Source organism: Methylobacterium oryzae, assembly GCF_021398735.1.
GTDB lineage: Bacteria > Pseudomonadota > Alphaproteobacteria > Rhizobiales > Beijerinckiaceae > Methylobacterium.
In genome coordinates, this window is the sequence record NZ_CP090349.1 from 4,818,662 (window position 1) to 4,840,445 (window position 21,784).

Sequence of the window (21,784 nt, forward strand, 5' to 3'; positions counted from 1 at the left end):
TCAGAACCGCTCCGTCCAGGGACGCAGTTCCAGTTCGGAGGTCCAGGCGCTCCGATCCTGGCGCAGGAGGTCGCGATAGGCCCTGGCGATGGCGTCGGGATCGAGATGGCTGTCGGGGGCCTCCGGCGGCTCGCCGCCGCGGGCCGGATTGCGGATGGCGCCGTCGATCACGATGTGCGCGACGTGGATCCCGTGGGGCTGCAATTCCCGGGCGAGGCTCTGACCCAGTCCTCGCAGCGCGAACTTCCCCATCGCGAACGGGGCCGATCCCGCGAAGCCCTTCACGCTCGCCGAGGCGCCGGTGAGCAGGATCGCGCCGTGGCGATGCGGCAGCATGCGGCGCGCCGCGGCCTGCGCCACGAGGAAACCACCGTACGCGGACACCATCAGCGCCTGGGCGACCGCGTCCGGGTCGAGATCGGCGACCGGGCCGCGGAGACGACCGCTCGCGTTGTAGACGACGACGTCCGGCGGACCGCCGAGCGCCGGCTCCAGGCGGGCGAACAGCGCTTCGACCTCAGCGGGCTGGCTGGCGTCGCAGGCATGGACAGCCGCGCCCGTCTCCGCCGCCAGTGCGGCGAGCTTGTCGACGTTCCGGGCGGCGAGGCCGATCGTCATGCCGTCGGCGGCGAGCAGGCGCGCGAGCGATGCGCTGAGGCCGGCGCCCGCCCCGACGATCAGGGCTCTGGAATAGGTCGGGATCATCCTCTCCTCCTCTGCTGACCCGCCCAGGGCCGATGGGAACCTGTACGCCCGCCCCGCGTCAGTCGCGGCGCTGCGCGAAGAACGCCCGGAGCAGATCGGCCGCCTCGCGCTCGCGGAACCCGCCGTAGACCTCCGGCACGTGGTGGCAGGTCGGCTGATCGAAGACGCGCGGCCCGTGCTCGACCCCACCCCCCTTCGGATCGGCCGCGCCGTAGTAGAGTCGCCGGATGCGCGCGAAGGATATCGCGCCCGCGCACATCGGGCACGGCTCCAGGGTGACGTAGAGATCGCAGCCGACGAGGCGCTCGGTGCCGAGGGCCGCGCAGGCCGCGCGGATCGCCAGGATCTCGGCGTGCGCCGTCGGGTCGTGCAATTCGCGCGGCCGATTATGCGCCACCGCCAGGATGACCCCGTCCCGGACCACCGCGGCGCCGACCGGGACCTCCCCGGCAGCGGCCGCGGCGCGGGCGGCCGCGAAAGCGTGATCGAGCGCGGTCAGCGGTCCGGACGTTTCCGCCCGTGCCGGATGGATCGGATCGGCAGCCAAGCTGTTCTCATCCCACTGACGCGACGGGCCCGGGGCGGCGGGCTGGCCTGACCCAAGTCAATGTTAAGGCCTGGAACATTCCGCCGACCGTGACCGTTTCAGGAACCAGTGCGGCGCCGCCGCAGATCGAACAAGAGGACAACGCCATGAGCAGCACCACCGACAAGATCAAGGGCGTCGCCAACGAGGCCGTCGGCAAGGCCAAGCAGGGCATCGGCGACGTGACCGGTAACGACAAGCTCAAGGCCGAAGGTGCCGCCCAGGAACTCAAGGGCAAGGCCCAGGGCACCGTCGGCGACGCCAAGAGCGCGGTGAAGTCCGCCACCGACAAGCTCTGATCGTCGAGCGCGACCGGAACGGAACCCGCCTCGGGCGGGTTCCAGAACTGAACCGACCCGAATAACGCGAGGATGCCATGATCGGCTGGGCTGTCACGTTTCTCGTCGTCGCTCTCGTGGCGGCGCTCCTCGGTTTCGGCGGCATAGCCGGCACGGCGATGGAGGCGGCCAAGATCGTCTTCTTCGTGGCGATCGCGCTGTTCCTGATCTCCGCCGTGTTCGGCGTGATGCGCGGGCGCTCGCCGAGACTCTGACGAATGCGGGTCTTCGACCCGCCATCCAAGTCTTCGAGGCGGTCCCGACGGGCCGCCTCTTCGCGTTGAGGCGACTCGCACCGGTGCACAACCCGTCTCGCCTGTCGGAACCGGCTCTGATAAGCGGCAGGCATGAGCGACTTGCCGAACGACGATAAGCCGGAGGGGACCGCCCGTCCGGCCCCCGAGTCAGCGCGCACCGAGAGTTGGGCACCGCCCACCGATGCGGGCCGTGCCGATGCCGACACCGAGCGGCCTGCCAGTTCTGCCGCGAAGAAGACGGCGCGGAAGGCCAAGCCGCAGCCCGCCCCGCAGGCGGAGCCTCTGCCAGAGCCGCAGCCGGAGCCAGGCCCCGAAGCGTCCGCGGACGCCGAAGCCCTGATCGAGACGCCGCCCGGCGAGCGCATCGCGAAGGCGATGGCACGGGCCGGCGTCGCCTCGCGGCGCGACGCCGAGACGATGATCCTGGCCGGACGCGTCAGCGTCAACGGCGAGACGCTGACATCCCCGGCCCGCAATGTCACCGAGAACGACCGGATCCTGATCGACGGCGAGCCGATGCCGTCGCGGGAGCGCAGCCGCCTGTGGATCTTCCACAAGCCGCGGGGCGTGGTGACGACCGCCCGGGACCCGGAGGGCCGCCAGACGGTGTTCGACGTGCTCCCGGAGGATCTGCCCCGGGTCGTGGCGGTCGGACGGCTCGACATCAACACCGAGGGGTTGCTGCTGCTCACCAATGACGGCGGGCTCGCCAAGGTGATCGCGCATCCCGACACGGGCTGGCTGCGCCGCTACCGAGTCCGCGCCCACGGCGACACCGATCAGGCGCAGCTCGACCGGCTGTCCAAGGGCGTCACCATCGACGGGATGGAGTACGGCCCCGTCGAGGCGACCCTCGACCGCGTGCAGGGCGATAACGTCTGGCTGACGCTCGGCCTGCGCGAGGGCAAGAACCGAGAGGTCAAGCGCATCCTCGAGCATCTCGGACTGTCGGTGAACCGGCTGATCCGGCTCTCCTTCGGGCCCTTCCAGCTCGGCGACCTGGAGGTCGGCCTGGTCGAGGAGGTGCGGACCCGCGTCCTCAAGGATCAGCTCGGCAAGAGCCTCGCCGAGCAGGCCGGCGTGGATTTCGACAGTCCGGTCCGCGAGCCGATCTCGCCGTTCGGTGGCACCCGCCCGGCGGATCGGGACGCCCAATCGGCGCAGCCGGCATCTTCCCGGCGCAATGCCGCGCGTCCCGCGCCGGCGCCGCGCGTCTCGACCGGGGGCACCGGTCCCGGACCGCGCAACTCCGCGTGGCGCGACGAGAACGCGGCCAAGCCGCGGGGGACGCGCATTCCCCGGCGCGGCGCGGATCCCCGGGCCGCGCAGGCGGCCGCGGCAGAACGCGGCCGCGAGCGCGTCGGCTCGATCCGAGCCGGCGACCGCCGGGTCGTCGTCGAGCGCCTGTCCGCAACGCCGGCGGAGCCCGAGCCCGTCGCCAAGCCGAAGCGCCGCTTCGCCGACCGGGGGATGCCGGAGCGGCAGGAGCGCCCCGCCGGTCGGCGCGATGAGCGCCGCGGCGATGAGCGCCCGCGCCGCGAGAGCGCGCGGAGCGAGGCTCCGCGGGACGAGCGGCGATTCGACGAGCGCGGCGGCAAGCCCGGGGGCCGGCGCGACCGACCGTTCGACGCCGGGCCGGCGGAGGGCGCGTCGCGGAAGCCAGGCGGCTTCCGCGGCCAGAAGCCCGCTGCCGCCGGGGGCAAGCCCGCGTTCGGTGGCCCGAAGACCGGGGGTGCGCGTCCCGGCGGAAGCCGCCCCGGTGGCAAGCCCGGCGGTTTCGCCGGCAAGGGGACTGGCCAGGGTCGGCGCAACGGACCAGCGGGCGGGTCGGACACGGGCGGTCGTCCTGGTGCTCGTCCCGGTGCGCCGCGCGGGGGCGCCAAGCCCGGCGGCGGCCGGCCGCCGCGCGGGACGCGGTGAGGATCGTCGGCGGCGCGTGGCGCGGCCGCAGGCTCGCCACGCCGCGCACCGACGCCATTCGGCCGACATCGGACCGCCTGCGGGAATCGTTGTTCAACGTGCTCGCCCACGCCTACGACGACGCCGTCGCCGGCGTCCGGGTCCTCGACCTGTTCGCCGGTACGGGTGCCCTCGGCTTCGAGGCGCTCTCGCGGGGCGCCGCCTACGCCCTCCTCGTCGACGAGGGCGCCGAGGCGCGCGCGGTGATCCGCGAGAACATCGAGGCCCTGGGTGCCGAAGGCGTGACGCGCCTGTTTCGGCGGGACGCGACCCGTCTCGGCCCGGCCTCCACGTCGGGCACCTTCTCGCTGGTCTTCTGCGATCCGCCCTACGGCCGTGATCTCGCGCCGCGCGCCCTGAAAAGCGCCGCCGAGGGCGCCTGGCTGGCGCCCGGGGCTCTCATCGTCGTCGAGGAGGTCGAGGCCGCGCAGGTCGTGTGGCCGGCCGGCTTCGCGGAACTGGAGCGGCGCGTCTACGGGGATACGGCCGTGGCGATCGCCCGATTCGCCGCCTGAATCGTGCTTAGTCCCGATCGCGCGAAGCCGGATCCGTAGCGCCGACTTGAGACCCGAAATGGATCGCCAGCCAGACGGTGGGTGAGTCGGTCCACTCCACCCGGTGCCGACGATGCGGCGCGATCAGCACGGCGTCACCCGCGACGAGGCGACGGGCCCCGGCCTCGTCGGCGAACCGAAGGTCGGCCGCGCCCGTCAGGATGGCGACCCACTCGGTATCCGGCTGGTCGTAGTAGAATCCCGGCGGGCTCGCCTGACCGGTCGAGACGATGCGCTCCACCCGCAGGCCCGGCTCGGAGACCAGGACCGACACGATCTCGTCGTCCGCCCGGAGCGGCAGGTCGGCGAGCAGGTGGGTCACGCGCGTCGGGAGAGAGTCCATGATCCCGCCTGCAGGGACCGCACGGCGCCGGATTGGCGCCGGGCAAGGCCCGGATGTCAGGAGTTGCGCAGAGCGCCGCCCGCCTGCGGTGCCGCGCCGTCCGACGTCTTGGTCTGACCGATCCGCGCCGCGGATTTGACGAGGGAGAGCACGTCGCGGCGCATCTGATCGTCAGCGATCTGATTGTAGGCCCGGAGCAGTTCGACGGCGCCGGCGACGCGCAGCAGCGCGGGACCGCTATCCGTCGTCGCCTCGGGCTCGGGCTCGAAGAAGCTCGAGACCGGAACGCCGAGCCGCTCGGCGATCGCCTGCAGGCGGCCGGCACCGACACGGTTCTTGCCGGTCTCGTACTTCTGGACCTGCTGGAAGCTGACGCCCAGCGCGCTGGCCAGCGCGGACTGGCTCAGTCCATTCGCCGCCCGAAGGAACGCGATGCGGCTGCCGACCCCGTGATCGATGGCTGTGGTCTGCTTCGGCTTGGGGGTTGGGTTCGCCATAGTGGGTAGTCCGGATGTTCTTGCTGTCTGCAGGCTTGCTCGCCCGGATCCAGGGCGCCAATCACAACCGACAGGTGCAACATTGCGCGGCCAAGATCCAGACCTGACATCTGTTAGTGCCACAGGTCAGCCGCGCGTGCAACGAATGGTTACGCTCTCGAAATCTTAGGTCCGGAAGACCGCAATTTGGGCCCTCCAGTGCCCGCCGCGAGAACAACTCAAATACCGGGCCCGATCAAATATAAGTGAGCGAGATCAGCTAAAAATTCACTCTCGAACACTGCCGGGCGATATCGGGTTGCCTGCGCCGCGTTGGGCCCGGCGGGCCGATCCCAGTGAAATCCGTACGACAGCAAACGGTCGACTCAGGGCTCGGTGGCGCGCGCCGGCGACGGAATCACGCCGCCGGGCCGAGCCAATCGAGGACGATTCGCAACTGGTCGTCGTCGAGCAACGCGGGCGCGTGGCCGCAATCGGGAATCTCGACGCGGCGCGTCGGCGGTCCCCGGCGCGTCATCTCGTCGGCCGTCGAGGCGAGGAGGAGTTCCGAGTGCTCGCCGCGGAGCAGCAGGACCGGACAGGTGATCGCGTCCCAGTCGCGCCACATGCTCACGCTGTAGACGCGGCCCGGTCGGAAGGCGTCTCCGATGCCGGGATCGTAGTGGGGCCGCCAGCCGCCGTTGGGCTCCTGGAAGAAGCTGTGCTTGGCGATGTGGCGCCACTGCTCGTCGGTGAGCGGCCCGAACGCGCCCAGCACCGTGCGCAGACGCGATTCGCCCGAGGCGAGGTTATGGTGCAGCCGGGGCGCGTCCCGCAGGCGCGACCCGATCTCGCGGATGGGCGCCCAGGGCAGGAACGGGCCGATATCGTTGATCACCATCCGGCGGATCGGGGTGCGGGCGGCCGCGGCCAGGACCATGCCGGTCAGGCCGCCGAGAGACGTGCCCACCCAGTCGATCTTCCCGGGGACCCGGAGATGGGCGATGAGCGCGGCCATGTCGGCGGCGTATTGCGGCAGGCCGTAGAGTTCCGGGTCCTTCAGCCATCCGCTGAGGCCGCGCCCGGGCAGGTCCGGGCAGATCACCCGGTACCCGAGCTTCGCGAGGCGATAGCCGAGGGCGTCGAAATCGCGGCCCTGGCGGCTGAGACCGTGGACGCAGACGACGACGTGCGGGCTGTCCGGGTCACCCCATTCCACGTAGGCGATGCGGTGGAAGTCGTGGGGCGCGTAGGCCTGGAAATGGCCGGTCCGGAACGGCACGTCGGCGCGGCTCAGGTCGTCGAGCCGCGGCGTCGCCTCAGGTCCGGGAACGGGCGCCGCGGTGCCGGCCGTCACGGGGTCTCCGTGCGCGCGGCGGCCTCGCGGGCGAGACGGCCGGTCGTCTGATGGAGGTCGACCATCTGGTCGGTCAGCCGGCGCGCCTGCTCCTGCAGGAACGCGATGTTCAGCGCCGCGACCTCGCGGGCATCTGCCGCCTTGGCGACGCGGTCCGCGAAGTCGAGGCTCGCGCGGACATTGGTGTCGGAGGCCACGAGGATCCGGTGGCCGATCTCGCGCATCGCCGCCATGGCGTGGACGGCGTTGTCCTCGAACGCGTTGTAGAGCCGGGCGCCGGCGGCGTCCCACTGCTCGCGCACCCGGCGGGCGCCGGCCACGTTGCTGTCGGTGAGTTGGTGCGCGGTCTCGCGGCTGGAGCCCATCACCGCGCGCCAGCCCTCGAAGCTCTGCGCCATCGAGGCCTCGAAGGCGTTCAGCGCCATCTCGCCCGCCTCGGCGAAGCGCTCGTACGCCTCGCGCGCCCGGGCGACGCTGCCCTCCACCGCGGCGCGGCCGGTCTCCCCGGAGATCGCCGGCAGGTTGTCGTTCCCCACAATCGTCTCCCGCAGATGGGCCGGTCGCACGCGGTCCCGACGGCGCGTCGCTGGAATACGGGCATCCGCCAGGGGCGATCTCCCGTCAACAGGGCCCTGTAACAGAATCCGCGCGCGGCCCACATTGTCACGGTGGCCGCGATTGACAGGCACGACGGCGGCGAAATCTTCGTCGCGCGGAGCGCACGCCACGCCCGCCGCCCGATCAGAAGGCTGCACGATGACGGACACCCGTCCGACCCAGACCGAGGTCCGCGAGACGGGCTCTCATCCGTTCGAGGCCGGGCTCGCGCGCCGGCCGGCCAACTACGTCCCGCTGACCCCCGCCAGCCTGCTGGCGCGGGCCGCCGCCGCGGCGGGCGGGCGGATCGCCGTAATCGACGGCCACCGCCGGCTCACCTACGCGGACCTCTACGCGCGTTGCCGGCGCCTCGCCGCGGGCCTCGCGGCCCGGGGGGTCGGGCCACTCGACACCGTGGCGATCCTGGCGCCGAACGTCCCGGAGATGATCGAGGCGCACTTCGCCGTGCCGATGCTCGGCGCGGTGCTGAACCCGCTGAATACGCGCCTCGACGCGGCGACGATCGCGTTCTCGCTGCGGCACGGGGGCGCCCGGGCGCTCCTCGTCGAGGCCGAGTACGCCGCGCTGGCCGCGCGGGCGCTCGCGGAACTCGCCGAGCCGGTCCTCGTCGTGGTGATCGGCGCGACCGGGATCGACGGGGCCCTGCCCTACGAGGATCTGCTGGCCGAGGGCGATCCGGACTACGCCTGGCACGGCCCGGAGGACGAGTGGCAGTCGCTCTGCCTGCTCTACACGTCGGGGACGACCGGCGATCCCAAAGGCGCCGTCTACAGCCATCGCGGCGGCTATCTCCAGGCGCTCGGCAACGCCGTCACGTTCGGCCTGACCGGCGAGAGCGTGTATCTTTGGACGCTGCCGATGTTCCACTGCAGCGGTTGGTCCTACCCATGGGCGAGTGTCGCCGCCTGCGCCACGCAGGTCTGCCTGCGCAAGGTCGAGCCGGCGGCGATCTTCAGGCTGATCGCCGAGCACGGGGTGACGCATCTGTGCGGCGCCCCGATCGTCCTCTCGATGATCGCGCACGCGCCGGCGCAGGACCGTGTGCCGTTCCCCCAGCGCGTGCGCTGCGCGGTCGGCGGCGCGGCGCCGTCCTCGACGATCATCCGCACCATGGAGGAGCTCGGCTTCCAGGTGACGCATCTCTACGGCGCCACCGAGAGCTACGGCCCCGCGACGGTCTGTCTGGCGCAGCCGGACTGGACCGATCTCCCCGACACCGAGCGACACGCCCGCATGGCCCGCCAGGGCGTGCCGCTGGCCACGCTCGAGGCGGTGAGCGTCGCCGACGTCGCGAGCGACGCGCCGGTGCCGCGGGACGGCACGACGGTCGGCGAGATCCGCCTGCGCGGAAACACGGTGATGAAGGGCTACCTCGGCAACCCGGGCGCGACCGAGGAGGCCCTCGCCGGCGGCTGGTACCGGACCGGCGACCTCGCGGTCTGGCATCCCGACGGGTCGGTGGAGATCAAGGACCGGGCGAAGGACATCATCATCTCGGGCGGCGAGAACATCTCCAGCCTGGAGGTGGAGGAGGTGCTGATGCGCCATCCCGCCGTGATGCTGGCGGCCGTCGTGGCGCGGCCGGATCCGACCTGGGGCGAGAGCCCCTGCGCGTTCCTGGAGGTGAAGCCCGGCGCAGCGGTGCCGAGCGACCAGGAGTTGATCGCGTTCTGTCGCGAGCACATGGCGCGGTTCAAGGTGCCGAAGACGGTGGTGTTCGGGCCGCTGCCGAAGACCTCGACCGGCAAGATTCAGAAATTCGTCCTGCGCGAGCAGGCGCGGACCCTCTGACCCGCGCCGGTCCCGTGACGGGAGCCGTTTCGGGCGACCACTACAGGCCGGAGACGAGGTGGCCGCCGTCGACCGCCAGGACGCTGCCGGTCATGTAGGCGCCGGCCTCCGAGGCCAGGAGCAGGAGCGGCCCGTCGAGTTCGGCGGCCTCGCCCAGCCGGCGCTGCGGAATGCGCCTGATCAGCGCCCGGCCGGCATCGGACTCGAAGAAGGCGTCGTTGAGCTCGGTCTTGATGTAGCCCGGCGCGAGGGCGTTCACCTGGATCCCGTAGCGGGCCCACTCGAGCGCGAGGCTCTTGGTGAGCTGGACAACCGCCGCCTTCGAGGTGGCGTAGGGCGCGAGCCCGCCGGTGACCCGCAGCCCGAGGATCGACGCGATGTTGACGATGCTGCCGCCCGCCCCGTGCCGGACCATGCGCCGGCCGGTGGCCTGGGCGACCTGCCAGACGCCTTTGAGATTCGTGTCGAGCACCGCGTCCCAGTCGGATTCCGCGAGGTCGAGGGCCGGCTTCGTCGCCGTCACGCCGGCATTGTTCACCAGCACCGCCACCGGTCCGAAGCGCTCTTCGGCGGCGTCGAGCGCCCGCTCAACGCTCGCGGCGTCGGTGACGTCCATCACGACGGCGTGGGCCTCACCGCCCGCCGCCGCGACGCGATCGACGGTCTCGGCGAGGGCGTTGGCCCGGCGGGCGCCGAGCGACAGGCGCGCGCCTGCGCGGGCCAGGGTCCCGGCGAAATGGCGGCCGAGGCCGCTGGAGGCCCCGGTGACGAGAACGTGGCGGCCAGCGAGGTCGAACGGATTCGCCATCTCAGCGGGCCGCGGCGACGCTCGGCAGGGCGACCCGGAACGCGCCGGTGATGACGAAATCGGTCATGGCTCTGCGCTTCCCCTGCACGCGCCGCCAGTCTTCAGGCCGCGGCGCCGGACCCTGTTGTGGACCGGCTCCGCCGGGTCCGCCAGCCGGCACGGAGCCCCTGCCCGCTCATCGGCGGCCGAACAGCCGCTCGATGTCAGCGAGCTTCAGTTCGATCGAGGTCGGGCGACCGTGGTTGCACTGTCCGGAATTGGGCGTCGCCTCCATCTCGCGCAGCAGGGCGTTCATCTCCTCCGGCCGCAGGCGACGCCCAGCGCGGATCGAGCCGTGGCAGCTCATGCGCGACAGGATCGCGTCGAGACGTCGCCCGAGCGGGCCGCCCTCCGTCGCCGGGACGCCGCCCTCCTCGTCGCCGCTGGCCTCCAGGGCGTCGAGGATGTCGGTGACGAGGTTGCGCGTCGAGGCTCCGATCAGCGCCGCCGGCACCTCCCGCACGAGCACCGCTCCGGGCCCGAAGGCCTCGATGGTGAGGCCCAGCCGGTCGAGATCGGGAGCGGCCGCGACGAGCCGGTCGGCCTCCTCGGGGCTCATCTCGACCACGTCCGGGATCAGGAGGCCCTGCCGGGCGATGCCGCCTGCCTCCCGCTCGGCCTTCATCCGCTCGTAGACGAGGCGCTCGTGGGCGGCGTGCTGGTCGACGATCACGAGGCCGTCGCGGGTCTGGGCGAGGATGTAGGTCTCGTGGATCTGCGCGCGGGCGGCCCCCAGCGGATGATCGAGCGCCTCCACAGCGTCGGCGGCAACGCGGGTGTCGGCCTGGGGCGGGGCCGCCACGGCTTCGGGCTCGGGCCCGGCCCAGACGGCCTGAGCGGCCTCGCCGAAGCCGGGCGGCTCGACCTGCGCCGGCTGCGGCGCCGGCCTCCACGCCGCCGAGGAACGGTAGCCGGGCGGCGCTGCCACCGAGGGTGCACCGCTCGGGAACGGGCCCGGCCGCGTCGGCCGGAACAGGCTCGGCGCGGTGGCGCCGCTGTGGGTGGCGAGCGGCGCCCCGGCCGGGCGCAGGGCGTCGAGGGTCCGCGCGGCGCCGGTGGTGGCCGAGCGGGCGCCGCCGCGGCGCAGGGCGTCGTGGATCGCGCTCACGATCAGCGCCCGCACGAGGCCCGGCTCGCGGAAGCGCACCTCGGTCTTGGCCGGGTGGACGTTCACGTCGACGAGGCCGGGGTCGCACGCGACGGCGAGGCCGAGAACCGGGTGCCGGTCGGAGGCCAGCGTGTCGGCGTAGGCGCCGCGGATCGCCCCGAGCAGGAGCCGGTCGCGCACGGGGCGGCCGTTGACCGCGAGGTGGATATGGGTCGCCGCACCGCGATGGTAGGTCGGCAGGCCGACATGGCCCGTCACCGCGAAGCCCTCCCGGGCCAGGGAAACCGGCAGGGCGTTGGCGAGGAAGTCCTGTCCCAGCACCGCCGCGAGCCGGCGCAGCTCCGCCTCGGCCCCGGTCTCGGCCGGCAGGACCAGGGGCTGGCCGGAATCGGCCCGCAGGGTGAAGCGGATGCCCGGCTGCGTCGCGGCGAGGCGGCGCAGCGTCTCGGCGATGGCGGCGTTCTCGGCCCGGTCCGATTTCAGGAACTTGAGCCGCGCCGGCGTGGCGGCGAAGAGCTCGGTCACCTCGATCCGGGTGCCGCGCTGGGCCGGGGCCGGACGGACCTGCCCCTTCATCCCCGCGTCGACGGTGAGGCTCGCCCCCGCCTCGGCCTCCGGCGTGCGGGTGACGATGGCGAGCCGCGACACCGCGCCGATCGACGGCAGGGCCTCGCCGCGGAATCCCAGGGTGTCGATCGCCGTGAGGTCGCCGCCCGGGAGCTTGGAGGTGGCGTGCCGTTCGACCGCGAGGTCGAGATCGTCCGGCGTCATGCCGCGGCCGTCGTCGACGACCCGGATCAACCGGCGCCCCCCGGCCTCGACGGTGACCTCGATCGCCCGGGCCCCGGCATCGATCGCGTTCTCGACCAGCTCCTTAACGGCCGAGGCCGGGCGCTCGACCACTTCGCCCGCGGCGATGCGATCGACGAGGACGGGGTCGAGGCGGCGGACGGACGGCGCGGACAGGGAGGACATCGGCGCGTAGGATAGTCCCTGCGCGGCGGCGATCCAATTGGCCGGTCGTGCCGACCCGTCAGGCGCGGCGCTTCGACCCGCCCAGGGAGATGCGGCCGGCGCCCCCGCGCGGTCCGTGGCTCGCCGCCGCCACGGGACGGCGGGACAGGTCGTAGAGGACGTTCCCGACGAGGCCCGCGGTCCGCCGGAGGGTCGGGCCCTCGCAGGTCGCCGCGACGCGGACGCCGATCGCGTGGGTGTGACTGCGGCCGTAGAGCCAGACGGCGAGCCGGGCGCGCGTCGCCTCCGGGATCCCGTCGAGCAGAAGCGCGGCCCCGTCCGGGTCGGCCTTGATCAGGCGGCCGACCACGTCCGGTGCGACCGGGCAGTCGAGGGCCGGGTCGTCGATGCTGAGCGTTCGGTCCTGGGTCATGGTGGCCCTGACAGCGTGGAGCCGTCAGCGTGGGCAGTCTTGGTTAACGAAAGCTCACCACAAGTCGCAGCCCCGATCCGCCATTGCAGGTCGCGACGGGGGCGTTGCCGCGATGCAACCGCCACCCGCCCCGGATCCCGCGTCCTAGAGCGGCCGTCGGATCAGCCGGGCGATCAGGCCGACGATGCCCTCGCGGAACAGCAGCACGCAGAGCACGAAGACGCAGCCCTGGATGATCGTCACCCAGGCACCGAACTGCGCCAGATAGGTCTCCATCGTGACGATCACCAGCGCGCCGACGATCGGCCCGAACACCGTCCCCATGCCGCCGACGAGCGTCATCAGCACCACTTCGCCGGACATCGACCAGTGCACGTCGGTGAGCGAGGCGAGCTGGAAGACGATCGCCTTGGTGGAGCCCGCGAGCCCGGCGAGCGTCGCCGAGAGCACGAACACCGCGAGCTTGTACTGGCTGGCGCGGTAGCCGAGCGAGATCGCCCTCGGCTCGTTGTCGCGGATTGCCTTCAGCACCTGCCCGAAGGGCGAGTGGATGATCCGGTAGATCAGCAGCATCCCGGCCATGAACACGACGGCCACGACGGCGTACATCACCCGGTCGTCGGCGAGGCTGATCGCGCCGAACAGGTTGCCGCGCGGCACCGCCTGGATGCCGTCCTCGCCGCCGGTGAACTTCGCCTGCAGGGAGAAGAAGAACACCATCTGGGCGAGCGCCAGGGTGATCATCGAGAAGTAGATGCCCTGCCGGCGGATCGCCAGGGCGCCGAAGACCAGACCCAGCAGGGCGGCCGTGACCGTGCCGGCGAGGATCGCGAGCTCGGGCGTGAAACCCAGGCTCTTGGCCGTGTACGCGCAGAGGTAGCTCGCCATGCCGAAATAGGCGGCGTGGCCGAAGGAGAGCAGGCCGCCGTAGCCGAGCAGGAGGTTGAAGGCGAGCGCGAACAGCGCGAAGCACAGCACCTTCATCAGGTAGACGGGGTACAGGACGAGCGGTGCCACGACGAGCAGCACCGCGATGCCCACGAAGATGAGGCGGTGGAGCGCCTTGTCGTCCCGACTCGTCGGCACGGCGGCGGCGATCGGGGCGGCGTCGAGGGCGGCGGTGTCGGCCATGGGGGTGCCTCAGATCGCGATCAGGCCGTGCGCCCGAACAGGCCGGCGGGTTTGACGAGCAGCACCAGCACCATGATCACGAAGATCACGGTGGCGGACGCCTCCGGATAGAACACCTTGGTCAGTCCCTCGACGAGGCCCAGGGCGAAGCCCGTGATTACCGAGCCGATGATCGAGCCCATGCCGCCGATCACCACCACAGCGAAGACCACGATGATGATGTCGGCGCCCATGTTGGGATTGACCGAGTAGATCGGCGCAGCGAGCACCCCGGCGAAACCCGCGAGCGCGACGCCGAACCCGTAGGTCAGCGTCAGGAACAGCGGCACGTTGACCCCGAACGCCTGGACCAGGGTCGGGTTCTCGGTTGCGGCGCGCAGATAGGCGCCGAGCTTGGTCTTCTCGATCACGAGCCACGTCGCGATGCAGACGGTCAGCGAGGCGACCACCACCCAGGCGCGGTAGTTCGGCAGGAACATGAAGGGCAGGCGCTGGCCGCCGGACAGCTCGGCCGGGATCGCGTAGGGCAGACCCGACACGCCGTACTGGTTGCGGAACAGGCCCTGGATGATCAGCGCGAGACCGAAGGTCAGCAGCAGGCCGTAGAGGTGGTCGAGCTTGTGGAGCCGGGCGATGAGCACCCGCTCCAGCACGATGCCGAAGGCGCCCACCACGAGCGGTGCGAGCCCCAGCGCCCACCAGTAGCCGAGACCGACATAGGTGAGCAGCATCCAGGCCACGAACGCGCCCATCATGTAGAGCGCGCCGTGGGCGAAGTTGATGATGTTCAGGAGCCCGAAGATGATCGCGAGCCCGAGCGACAGGATCGCGTAGAACGAGCCGTTGATCAGGCCGAGCAGGAGCTGACCGAACAGGGCCTGCGTCGGCACACCGAAGATCGTGGTCATGGCCGGTCTCCGCGCCCCGAACCCACCGTCAGCCCTTCACCAGGGGGCAGTTGCCCTCGTTGAGCGGCCGGAAGACCTGGTCGCCGGGAATCGTCTCGAGCTTCTTGTAGAGGTCCCACTCGCCCTTCGACTCGGCGGGCTTCTTGACCTCGAACAGGTACATGTCGTGGATCTTGCGGCCGTCCGCGCGGATCACGCCCTTGCCGAACAGAGGGTCGTCCGTCGGCATCGCCTTCATCTTGGCGACCGTGGCGGCGCCGTCGGCGGTCGACTTCGTCTCGGCCACAGCCTTCAGGTAGTGGAGCACGTCCGAGTAGACGCCCGCATGGTTCGCGGTCGGCTTCGAGCCGTTCTTCATCTGCTTGGCGAACCGGTCCGAGAAGGCGCGGGTCTGGTCGTTCAGGTCCCAGTAGAACGGCTCGGTGAGCACCAGCCCCTGCGCCACCTTGGTGCCCAGCGAGTGCACGTCCGAGGAGAAGACCAGGAGGCCGGCGAGCGCCTGGCCGCCCTCGGTGATGCCGAATTCACCCGCCTGCTTGATCGCGTTGATCGTGTCGGTGCCGGCATTGGCCAGCCCGATCACCTTGGCGCCCGAGCCCTGCGCCTGCAGCAGGAAGGACGAGAAGTCCGAGGTCGGGAACGGCGTCTTCACCGAGCCGACGACCTTGCCGCCGTTCTTGGTGATGACCGTGCTGGTGTCGCGCTGGAGGGTCTGGCCGAACACGTAGTCGGCGGTGAGGAAGAACCACGTGTTGCCGCCGCGCTTGACCATCGCGCCGCCGGTGCCGTTGGCGAGCGCCACCGTGTCGTAGACCCAGTGGATGGTGTTCGGCGTGCATTGCGGGCCGGTGAGGTCGGCGGTGCCGGCGCCGGTATCGATGAAAACCTTGTTCTTCTCCTTGGTGACCTGGCTGATCGCCAGCGCCACCGAGGACGTCACGCCGTCCGTGATCATGTCAACGGCGTCGCGGTCGTACCATTGCCGGGCGATGGCCGCGCCGACATCCGGCTTGTTCTGGTGGTCGGCCGAGACGATCTCGACCTTCAGCCCGTGCTGCTCGGGCTTGAAATCCTCGACCGCGAGCTTCGCGGCCACGACCGAGCCCTCGCCACTGATGTCCGAGTAGGCGCCCGAGCGGTCGCCCAGGATGCCGATCTTCACGTTCGTCTGCGCGGCTGCGGTGCCCATCATCAGGGCGCCGGCGAGGGCGGCGAGGGTCACGGGCCGGGCGATGCGTCCGAGCATTTTCGTTTCCATCCTCCAGCGGCGCGGCGGATCTCCGCCGGCCGAATATCGAGTCGCCGTTTTCTGGCGCTTCTACGGTTTTCGCGTGCGAGATTCAGACGCCGAGATAGGCGTGCAGCTTGTCGATATTGGCGTCAAGCTCGGCATTGGGGATCATGTCGACCACCCGCCCCTGCTCGATCACGAAGTGCCGGTCCGCCAAAGTCTGGGCGAAGCGGAAATTCTGCTCCACCAGGACGATGGTGTAGCCCTGAGTCTTCAATTGCTGGATCGTCCGGCCGATCTGCTGGACGATGACCGGCGCGAGACCTTCCGTGGGCTCGTCGAGCAGGATCAGCTTGGCGCCGGTGCGCAGGATGCGCCCGATCGCCAGCATCTGCTGCTCGCCGCCCGAGAGCTTGGTGCCCTGGCTGCCGGCGCGTTCCTTGAGGTTCGGGAACAGCGTGTGGATGTCTGCCACTGACATGCCGCCGGGCTTCACCCGCGGCGGCAGCATCAGGTTCTCGTGGACCGTCAGGCTCGCGAAGATGCCGCGCTCCTCCGGCACGTAGCCGATCCCGAGCCGGGCGATGTTCCGCGACGCCATCCGGACCGTCTCGACGCCGTCGTAGACGATCGAGCCCGAGCGCTTGCCGAGGATCCCGATGATCGCCCGGAGGGTCGTGGTCTTGCCCGCGCCGTTGCGGCCGAGCAGCGTGATCACCTCGCCCGCGCGCACGTCGATGTCGATGCCGTGGAGGACGTGGCTCTCGCCGTACCAGCCCTCGAGGCCGCGGACGGTCAGCAGCGCGTCGGTCGCGGCCGCCGGAGGTGTCTTCAGAGCCGCCTCAGGCATGTCCCGCCCCGATATACGCTTCGACCACGCGCGGATCCTTCGAGACCGTGGCGTAGTCGCCCTCGGCCAGCACCTGCCCGCGGGCCAGCACGGTGATCCGGTCCGACAGGGAGGCGACCACGGAGAGGTTGTGCTCCACCATCAGGATGGTGCGGTCCTTCGAGACCCGGCGGATGAGTTGCGCCGTGCGCTCGACGTCCTCGTGACCCATGCCGGCCATCGGCTCGTCGAGGAGCAGCATCTCCGGATCGAGGGCGAGGGTCGTGGCGATCTCGAGCGCGCGCTTGCGCCCGTAGGACAACTCGACCGCGAGCACGTCGGCGAAGTCGGAGAGGCCCACCGCCTCGACGAGGGCGAGCGCCTCGCCGTTCAGCGCGCGCAGGACCCGCTCGGGCCGCCAGAAGTCGAAGGAATCGCCGCGCCGGCGCCGCTGGAGGGCGATGCGGACATTCTCCATCACCGTGAGGTGCGGGAACACGGCCGAGATCTGGAACGAGCGTACGAGCCCGAGGCGGGCGACGTCCGCCGCCTTCAGGCCGGTGATGTCGCGGTCCTTGTAGCGGATCGTTCCCGCGGTCGGGATCAGGAACTTCGTCAGGAGGTTGAAGCAGGTGGTCTTGCCGGCTCCGTTCGGCCCGATGAGGGCGTGGATGGTGCCGCGCTCGACCTGCAACGCCACGCCGTTGACGGCCCGGAATCCGCGGAATTCCATCGTCAGGCCATCGGTCGCCAGGATTACATCCCGTGCCAAGCGTGTCCCTCCCGGGTTCGATTTCTTGCCGCCATATCGCCGATCCCAAGCCGCGCAGTCCATCGCAAACGCTCGTGGCGGCGCGACAATCCCCCGGGAGTGATATCAGTGGCCCTCCGTGTCACGACGGCCGCCGGACTGAACTTGACCGCGCCGCGCGCCGCACTTAACTCAGACAATTCGTCGAGTGGCTTTTCTGAGAGGTTTCGGCATGGGCGATCGCCCGGCCTACATCGCCGTCGACTGGGGCACGACGAACCGGCGGGCCTTCGCCGTCTCGGAAGCGGGCGTCATTCTCGACAGCCTGCACGACGAGCGTGGCGTCCTCGCCCTGTCGCCCGACGCCTATCCGGCGGAGATCGCGGCCCTGCGCGCGCGACTGGGCGCTGACCTCATCGTCGCCGTCGGCATGATCGGCTCCAACCGGGGCTGGCAGGCGGCGCCCTACGTGGCCGCGCCGGCCACCCTCACCGCCCTGGCCGAAGCCTGCCTCGAGCCCGCCCCGGGCGTCCGGATCGTCCCCGGCGTCGCTCTGCGGGGCGGTGGTCGCCCCGACGTGATGCGGGGCGAGGAGATCCAAGTCTTCGGGGCGATCGGAGCGGGCGTGGTGCCGGCGACGGCCCTGTTCTGCCAGCCCGGTACGCACAACAAGTGGATCGAGACCTTCGACGGGGCCATCACGGACTTCACCACCGTGATGACCGGGGAATTCTTCGCCCTCCTGCGGGCACACGGGATCCTGGCCGGGACGCTCGACGGCGCGATCGGGGATGGGGCCCCCTTCCGCGCGGGTGTCCGGCGCGGCCTCGCGTCCCGCAACCTCGCCGCCACCCTGTTCGAGGTTCGCTCCGGCCTCCTGCTCGACCGGCTCGCCCCGGAGGACGCGGCGGCCCATGCCAGCGGGATCCTGATCGGCGCCGATATCGGCACCCGGGACGACCTCCGGCGGCGCCCGGTCCATCTCCTCGGCGGCGGCCGCCTCGGGGCACTCTACGCCGCCGCCATCACCGAAGCGGGCGGGGATCCGGTGATCGTGCCGGACGGTTCAACCACGGCCGGTATCCACGCCATCTGGAGTCTGCGGGCATGACCATCCTCGACCGGTTCGAGGCGGCCTTCGCGGCCTGCCCCCTCGTCGCCATCCTGCGGGGGCTCACGCCGGACGAGGCACTCGCCGTGGGGGAGGCGCTGGTCGGAGCCGGGTTCACCCTCGTCGAGGTGCCCCTCAACTCGCCGGACCCGCTCCGGAGCATCGCGACGCTCGCCGAGCGCCTCGCCGGGCGGGCGCTGGTCGGGGCCGGCACGGTCCTGACGCCGACTCAGGTCGGCGAGGTCGCCGCTGCTGGCGGAACCCTCGTGGTATCGCCAAACGGCGATCCGGTCGTCATCGGCGCCACCGTCGCGGCGGGCCTTGTCTCCCTTCCGGGCTATCAGACGCCCACGGAGGCTTTCGCGTGCCTGGCGGCGGGAGCAACTGCGCTGAAGCTGTTCCCGGCGGATGTCGCGACGCCCCTGGCGCTCCGGGCGCATCGCGCGGTCCTTCCGCCGGACACGCGGGTTCTGGCCGTCGGCGGAGTCTTGCCCGAGACCATCGCGGGCTGGCGGCAGGCGGGCGCCGATGGATTCGGTCTCGGGTCCAATCTTTACCGGCCCGGGAAGGCGGCGGCCGACGTCGCCCGCGACGCCGCGGCCTACGTGGCGGCGTTCGAGCGCTCGGCCTGAAGACACCGACGGCGGGCCGTCCGGTCGGGCCGAGCAGACACGGCAGAGCGTGTCAGCCGCGCCCCCTGACCTTCGCGCGATGCGCGCCTCCGCAGGCGGCCTGACCGCGCCTTTGCGACCGGTTCACAGCGCGATCGCCGCCGCGTCGTCGCGGTAGGCCACTTCACCGGCGAGGCCCGACCGCGGGTCGCAGGCTGGCGGGGTGTCGCGCTATCGGCGGTTCGCGATCTCGCGGGCCGGCCGGTCGGATCGGTCGACCACCGTCCGGCACGCGCCGCTCAGCGACACCCGCTTCTCGCGGAGGCAGAGTGTGATCGCCCCCGCGTTCGGGATCTGGGCAGCGCACAGGCGCATCACGTCCGGCGTGCAGGCGGCCCGGTCCGCGCCGGTCTCCGCGAGCGCGGGCGCCGTGCCGACCAGGACCGCGAGGAGGGCGAAAGTGGCGGACTTCATCAAGGATGTCTCCTGAGCGGATCGGGGCCGCGAGCGGCCAAGCCTCGGCGTCCGGCGAGAACGCCGAGGCCGGAAAAGATATCCCGTCGTGCTTGTTTCAATCTGACGCAGGTTCGCGGCCGCGGAGCGAAAGGCCGCTGACGTCACGGACGTATCGCCGGTGCGATCGCACCGGTCGTCGCAGGCTCGACCAGAGCCGCGCCGACGACCGGTTGTGATCTCTGGCGATCGAGCTTGTCCGCCGAGACGAGGGCGGCGGCGATCAGGGCCGACACCGCCAGCGTCGCCTTCACCACGTCCCAGACCCGCGCGAGCATGGTCGATCTCCAACGGCGTCATCGAGTGCGAGCAGCGGATCCGCCTCATCAATCCGCCTGCCCCGCATCCTCGACCGGAGCCCTTCCCAAAACCTTTCCCGTGAACCCGAGGACTGCATATCGACCGTCGCGTGATGCAATCCGGTCTCACCCCGAGAACTCGCGCAGATTTCCCGCGCAGCATCTCACGCGAGCGTCGATCCCGCGGCCGCCTCGGCGGCCAGCGCCTCGAAGACCAGGGCGTGACGGCGCGCCAGGGCCTCGACATCGTGCGTGTACCCGCCGCCAATCACCGCGGCGAGCGCGATCCCACGGGCGCGGGCCTGCGCCACGACGTAGCGATCGCGGGCGAGCAGTCCGTCATCGGTGAGGCAGAGACGGCCGAGACGGTCGTCCCGATGGGGATCGACGCCCGCGTTATAGAAGACGAGATCCGGCGCGAACGCGTCGAGGAGCGGCGGCAGGCGGGCGCGCAGGACATCGAGATAGGCGGCGTCGTCGAGCCGGTCGGGCAGGCCGATGTCGAGGTCGCCGGCGATCTTCTGGGCCGGGTAGTTGTTCTCGCAATGGATCGAGAGCGTGAACAGGTCGGGACTGAGGGCGAGGCAGTCCGCGGTCCCGTCGCCCTGATGCACGTCGAGGTCGACCACGAGGACGCGCCGGACCAGACCTTCGGCCTGGAGGGTGCGGGCCGCCACCGCGACATCGTTCAGCACGCAGAAACCGGCGCCCTGCCGGCGCCGCGCGTGGTGGCTGCCGCCGGCGGCGCTGCCCGCGAGGCCTTCCGCGAGGGCGAGGCGCCCGGCCAAGAGGGTGCCGCCCACCGAGGCGCGGGAGCGGCGGACAAGGGCGGCGTCGACCGGCAAGCCGATCGCCCGCTCGATGCCCCGGCCGACATCGCAGGCGAGCACCGCGTCCACGTAGGCCGGATCGTGGGCGCGTAGCAGGATCTCGGCACTGGCGGGCTCCGGCGTGACGAAGCCTAGGGGCGCCAGACCCTTGGCGACCAAGGTCTCGGCGAGCAGGCCGTACTTGCGCATCGGGAACCGGTGGCCTGACGGGAGCGGCGCCTCGTAGGCCGGATGGAAGGCAATCGGCGGGATCACGCGGGCCGGCCCAGATCAGCCAGGAGGCACCGGGCCAGTGCCTGACCGCTGTCGTAGGCCGCCTCGATCCGGGCGCCGAGGCACCAATCCCCGCCTGCCCCGAGACGCAGGTCCGGATCGTACAGGCAGGGTTGCTCCAGGGCGGTCTCGACCTGGGCGTAGCGCCAGCGATGTGCCTCCGCGTGGGACGGCCGGAGCGTGGCGCCGAGGACGTCCTCGGCCGCTCCGAGAAGCGCGGCAATGACCGCCTCGCGCGGGGCCTCGAGATGTCCGCGGGACCAGGCGGGCGTCGCGTGCACCGTGAGCCGCGAGCCGGCAGGCCTCCCGGGCTTCGCGGAATCGTGCGCGATCAGGCCGATCGGATCGGTCCGAGGCTGGACGAGGACATCCCGTGGTCGCGTCTCCGTCGTCACCATGAGCGACCAGCACGGCGCATAGGTGGCGCGCCGGACACCGGGCAACGCGACGCCCGATGCCTCGAGCAGCGTCGTGACCTGAGGGGCCGGGAAGGTGATCGCGACGGCGTCGAACGGGCCGTGCACGGTGCCGGCCGCGTCCTCGAGGTGCCAGCGCGCTCCCTGCCGTCGAAGCCGCACGACGGTCGTCGCGCTCGATACCGGAAGGTCCGAGAGCAGGGCGCGGACGGGCTCCGTCATGCCCGGCACGCCGACATGGCGGTCGGAGCCGGCCCAGGGCGCGACGATGCCCAGCCGCGTCCACCGGCCGAGCTCGGCCGCGAAGGCGGGCCCGCGCGCGCGCATGAATTGCGCGCCGTGGTCGAACTGCATCTCACCGACCCGCCGGGTCGCCATGCGTCCCCCGACCCCGCGCCCCTTGTCGAAGACCCGGACGCGGAGGCCCGCCTCGGCCAGCCGGCGCGCGGCGGCCGCGCCTGCCATGCCGGCTCCGAGGACCGCGACAATTCCGTGCTCGTTCACGCCCCTGCCCCGTCTGAACGACCGGCCCCGCCGCCGCGTGAGGGCGAAGAT

General features: G+C 71.5%; 25 protein-coding genes. 7 read left to right on the forward strand and 18 right to left on the reverse strand.

The window, feature by feature from the left end:
* On the reverse strand, positions 1-705 hold the full coding sequence (locus LXM90_RS22995; protein WP_020091450.1) for an SDR family NAD(P)-dependent oxidoreductase: 705 nt from the start codon (positions 703-705) through the stop codon (positions 1-3).
* 58 nt (positions 706-763) lie between these two features.
* Positions 764-1,252 carry a nucleoside deaminase gene (locus tag LXM90_RS23000; protein WP_020091449.1) on the reverse strand — a complete coding sequence of 163 codons (489 nt, stop codon included), beginning with the start codon at positions 1,250-1,252 and terminating at the stop codon, positions 764-766.
* Positions 1,253-1,398: 146 nt separating this feature from the next.
* Here LXM90_RS23000 and LXM90_RS23005 point away from each other — a divergent pair, with 146 nt between their 5' ends.
* From LXM90_RS23005 to rsmD, 4 genes are all read left to right on the forward strand, one after another.
* Positions 1,399-1,590, forward strand: a complete 192-nt coding sequence (locus tag LXM90_RS23005; RefSeq protein ID WP_020091448.1) for a CsbD family protein — start codon at positions 1,399-1,401, stop codon at positions 1,588-1,590.
* Positions 1,591-1,667: 77 nt separating this feature from the next.
* Positions 1,668-1,844: a DUF1328 domain-containing protein gene (locus LXM90_RS23010; RefSeq protein ID WP_012317097.1), complete on the forward strand. Its 177-nt coding sequence runs from the start codon at positions 1,668-1,670 to the stop codon at positions 1,842-1,844.
* 132 nt (positions 1,845-1,976) lie between these two features.
* On the forward strand, positions 1,977-3,806 hold the full coding sequence (locus LXM90_RS23015; protein ID WP_020091447.1) for a pseudouridine synthase: 1,830 nt from the start codon (positions 1,977-1,979) through the stop codon (positions 3,804-3,806).
* The gene (gene rsmD, locus LXM90_RS23020; RefSeq protein ID WP_020091446.1) at positions 3,803-4,360 is read left to right on the forward strand and encodes a 16S rRNA (guanine(966)-N(2))-methyltransferase RsmD; all 558 of its coding nucleotides are present in this window, start codon (positions 3,803-3,805) and stop codon (positions 4,358-4,360) included. The genes LXM90_RS23015 and rsmD overlap by 4 nt, the downstream gene beginning before the upstream one ends.
* Before the next feature lie 7 nt (positions 4,361-4,367).
* Here rsmD and LXM90_RS23025 read toward each other — a convergent pair whose 3' ends face one another.
* The 4 genes from LXM90_RS23025 to LXM90_RS23040 all read right to left on the reverse strand — a co-directional run bounded on the left by LXM90_RS23025 (position 4,368) and on the right by LXM90_RS23040 (position 7,111).
* Complete coding sequence (locus LXM90_RS23025; RefSeq protein WP_020091445.1) at positions 4,368-4,742, reverse strand: cupin; 375 nt, start codon at positions 4,740-4,742, stop codon at positions 4,368-4,370.
* Positions 4,743-4,798: 56 nt separating this feature from the next.
* A complete protein-coding gene (locus LXM90_RS23030; RefSeq protein WP_020091444.1) occupies positions 4,799-5,239 on the reverse strand; it encodes a helix-turn-helix domain-containing protein in 441 nt (146 codons plus the stop codon).
* 397 nt (positions 5,240-5,636) lie between these two features.
* Entirely contained in the window at positions 5,637-6,575 is a 939-nt protein-coding gene (locus LXM90_RS23035; RefSeq protein WP_020091443.1) for an alpha/beta fold hydrolase, read from the reverse strand.
* Positions 6,572-7,111: a phasin family protein gene (locus LXM90_RS23040; RefSeq protein WP_020091442.1), complete on the reverse strand. Its 540-nt coding sequence runs from the start codon at positions 7,109-7,111 to the stop codon at positions 6,572-6,574. Before LXM90_RS23040 ends, LXM90_RS23035 begins: the two co-directional genes overlap by 4 nt.
* A 220-nt stretch (positions 7,112-7,331) precedes the next feature.
* Between LXM90_RS23040 and LXM90_RS23045 the strand changes: the two genes are divergently transcribed.
* On the forward strand, positions 7,332-8,984 hold the full coding sequence (locus LXM90_RS23045; RefSeq protein ID WP_020091441.1) for an AMP-binding protein: 1,653 nt from the start codon (positions 7,332-7,334) through the stop codon (positions 8,982-8,984).
* Positions 8,985-9,024: 40 nt separating this feature from the next.
* Here the strand turns inward: LXM90_RS23045 and LXM90_RS23050 are convergent, their stop codons facing one another.
* The 8 genes from LXM90_RS23050 to LXM90_RS23085 form a co-directional block, all read right to left on the reverse strand.
* Positions 9,025-9,792 (reverse strand): SDR family NAD(P)-dependent oxidoreductase, encoded by a 768-nt coding sequence (locus LXM90_RS23050; protein ID WP_234081066.1) that lies wholly within the window; start codon positions 9,790-9,792, stop codon positions 9,025-9,027.
* Positions 9,793-9,967: 175 nt separating this feature from the next.
* On the reverse strand, positions 9,968-11,914 hold the full coding sequence (gene mutL, locus LXM90_RS23055; RefSeq protein ID WP_020091439.1) for a DNA mismatch repair endonuclease MutL: 1,947 nt from the start codon (positions 11,912-11,914) through the stop codon (positions 9,968-9,970).
* Between the two features lie 58 nt (positions 11,915-11,972).
* Positions 11,973-12,326, reverse strand: coding sequence for a hypothetical protein (locus LXM90_RS23060; protein ID WP_020091438.1), 354 nt, complete (start codon positions 12,324-12,326; stop codon positions 11,973-11,975).
* A 144-nt stretch (positions 12,327-12,470) separates the two neighbouring features.
* Positions 12,471-13,457, reverse strand: coding sequence for a branched-chain amino acid ABC transporter permease (locus tag LXM90_RS23065; RefSeq protein WP_020091437.1), 987 nt, complete (start codon positions 13,455-13,457; stop codon positions 12,471-12,473).
* A 20-nt stretch (positions 13,458-13,477) separates the two neighbouring features.
* Positions 13,478-14,365 carry a branched-chain amino acid ABC transporter permease gene (locus LXM90_RS23070; protein ID WP_020091436.1) on the reverse strand — a complete coding sequence of 296 codons (888 nt, stop codon included), beginning with the start codon at positions 14,363-14,365 and terminating at the stop codon, positions 13,478-13,480.
* 28 nt (positions 14,366-14,393) lie between these two features.
* On the reverse strand, positions 14,394-15,611 hold the full coding sequence (locus LXM90_RS23075) for an ABC transporter substrate-binding protein (protein ID WP_020091435.1): 1,218 nt from the start codon (positions 15,609-15,611) through the stop codon (positions 14,394-14,396).
* Positions 15,612-15,705: 94 nt separating this feature from the next.
* Positions 15,706-16,446 carry an ABC transporter ATP-binding protein gene (locus tag LXM90_RS23080; RefSeq protein ID WP_042674624.1) on the reverse strand — a complete coding sequence of 247 codons (741 nt, stop codon included), beginning with the start codon at positions 16,444-16,446 and terminating at the stop codon, positions 15,706-15,708.
* Positions 16,439-17,197: an ABC transporter ATP-binding protein gene (locus LXM90_RS23085; protein WP_026604669.1), complete on the reverse strand. Its 759-nt coding sequence runs from the start codon at positions 17,195-17,197 to the stop codon at positions 16,439-16,441. Before LXM90_RS23085 ends, LXM90_RS23080 begins: the two co-directional genes overlap by 8 nt.
* 211 nt (positions 17,198-17,408) lie before the next feature.
* Here LXM90_RS23085 and LXM90_RS23090 point away from each other — a divergent pair, with 211 nt between their 5' ends.
* Together LXM90_RS23090 and LXM90_RS23095 are read left to right on the forward strand one after the other, a co-directional pair.
* Entirely contained in the window at positions 17,409-18,287 is an 879-nt protein-coding gene (locus LXM90_RS23090) for a 2-dehydro-3-deoxygalactonokinase (RefSeq protein WP_020091432.1), read from the forward strand.
* Positions 18,284-18,919, forward strand: a complete 636-nt coding sequence (locus tag LXM90_RS23095) for a 2-dehydro-3-deoxy-6-phosphogalactonate aldolase (protein ID WP_020091431.1) — start codon at positions 18,284-18,286, stop codon at positions 18,917-18,919. Before LXM90_RS23090 ends, LXM90_RS23095 begins: the two co-directional genes overlap by 4 nt.
* Positions 18,920-19,129: 210 nt before the next feature.
* On the opposite strand, the gene LXM90_RS23100 is transcribed toward LXM90_RS23095, so the two are convergent.
* The 4 genes from LXM90_RS23100 to LXM90_RS23115 all read right to left on the reverse strand — a co-directional run bounded on the left by LXM90_RS23100 (position 19,130) and on the right by LXM90_RS23115 (position 21,733).
* The gene (locus LXM90_RS23100) at positions 19,130-19,372 is read right to left on the reverse strand and encodes a hypothetical protein (protein WP_020091430.1); all 243 of its coding nucleotides are present in this window, start codon (positions 19,370-19,372) and stop codon (positions 19,130-19,132) included.
* A gap of 143 nt (positions 19,373-19,515) precedes the next feature.
* Entirely contained in the window at positions 19,516-19,689 is a 174-nt protein-coding gene (locus LXM90_RS23105) for a hypothetical protein (protein ID WP_020091429.1), read from the reverse strand.
* A 185-nt stretch (positions 19,690-19,874) separates the two neighbouring features.
* Positions 19,875-20,795, reverse strand: a complete 921-nt coding sequence (locus tag LXM90_RS23110; RefSeq protein WP_020091428.1) for a histone deacetylase — start codon at positions 20,793-20,795, stop codon at positions 19,875-19,877.
* Complete coding sequence (locus LXM90_RS23115) at positions 20,792-21,733, reverse strand: NAD(P)/FAD-dependent oxidoreductase (protein WP_103984716.1); 942 nt, start codon at positions 21,731-21,733, stop codon at positions 20,792-20,794. Before LXM90_RS23115 ends, LXM90_RS23110 begins: the two co-directional genes overlap by 4 nt.
* Positions 21,734-21,784: the final 51 nt, after the last annotated feature.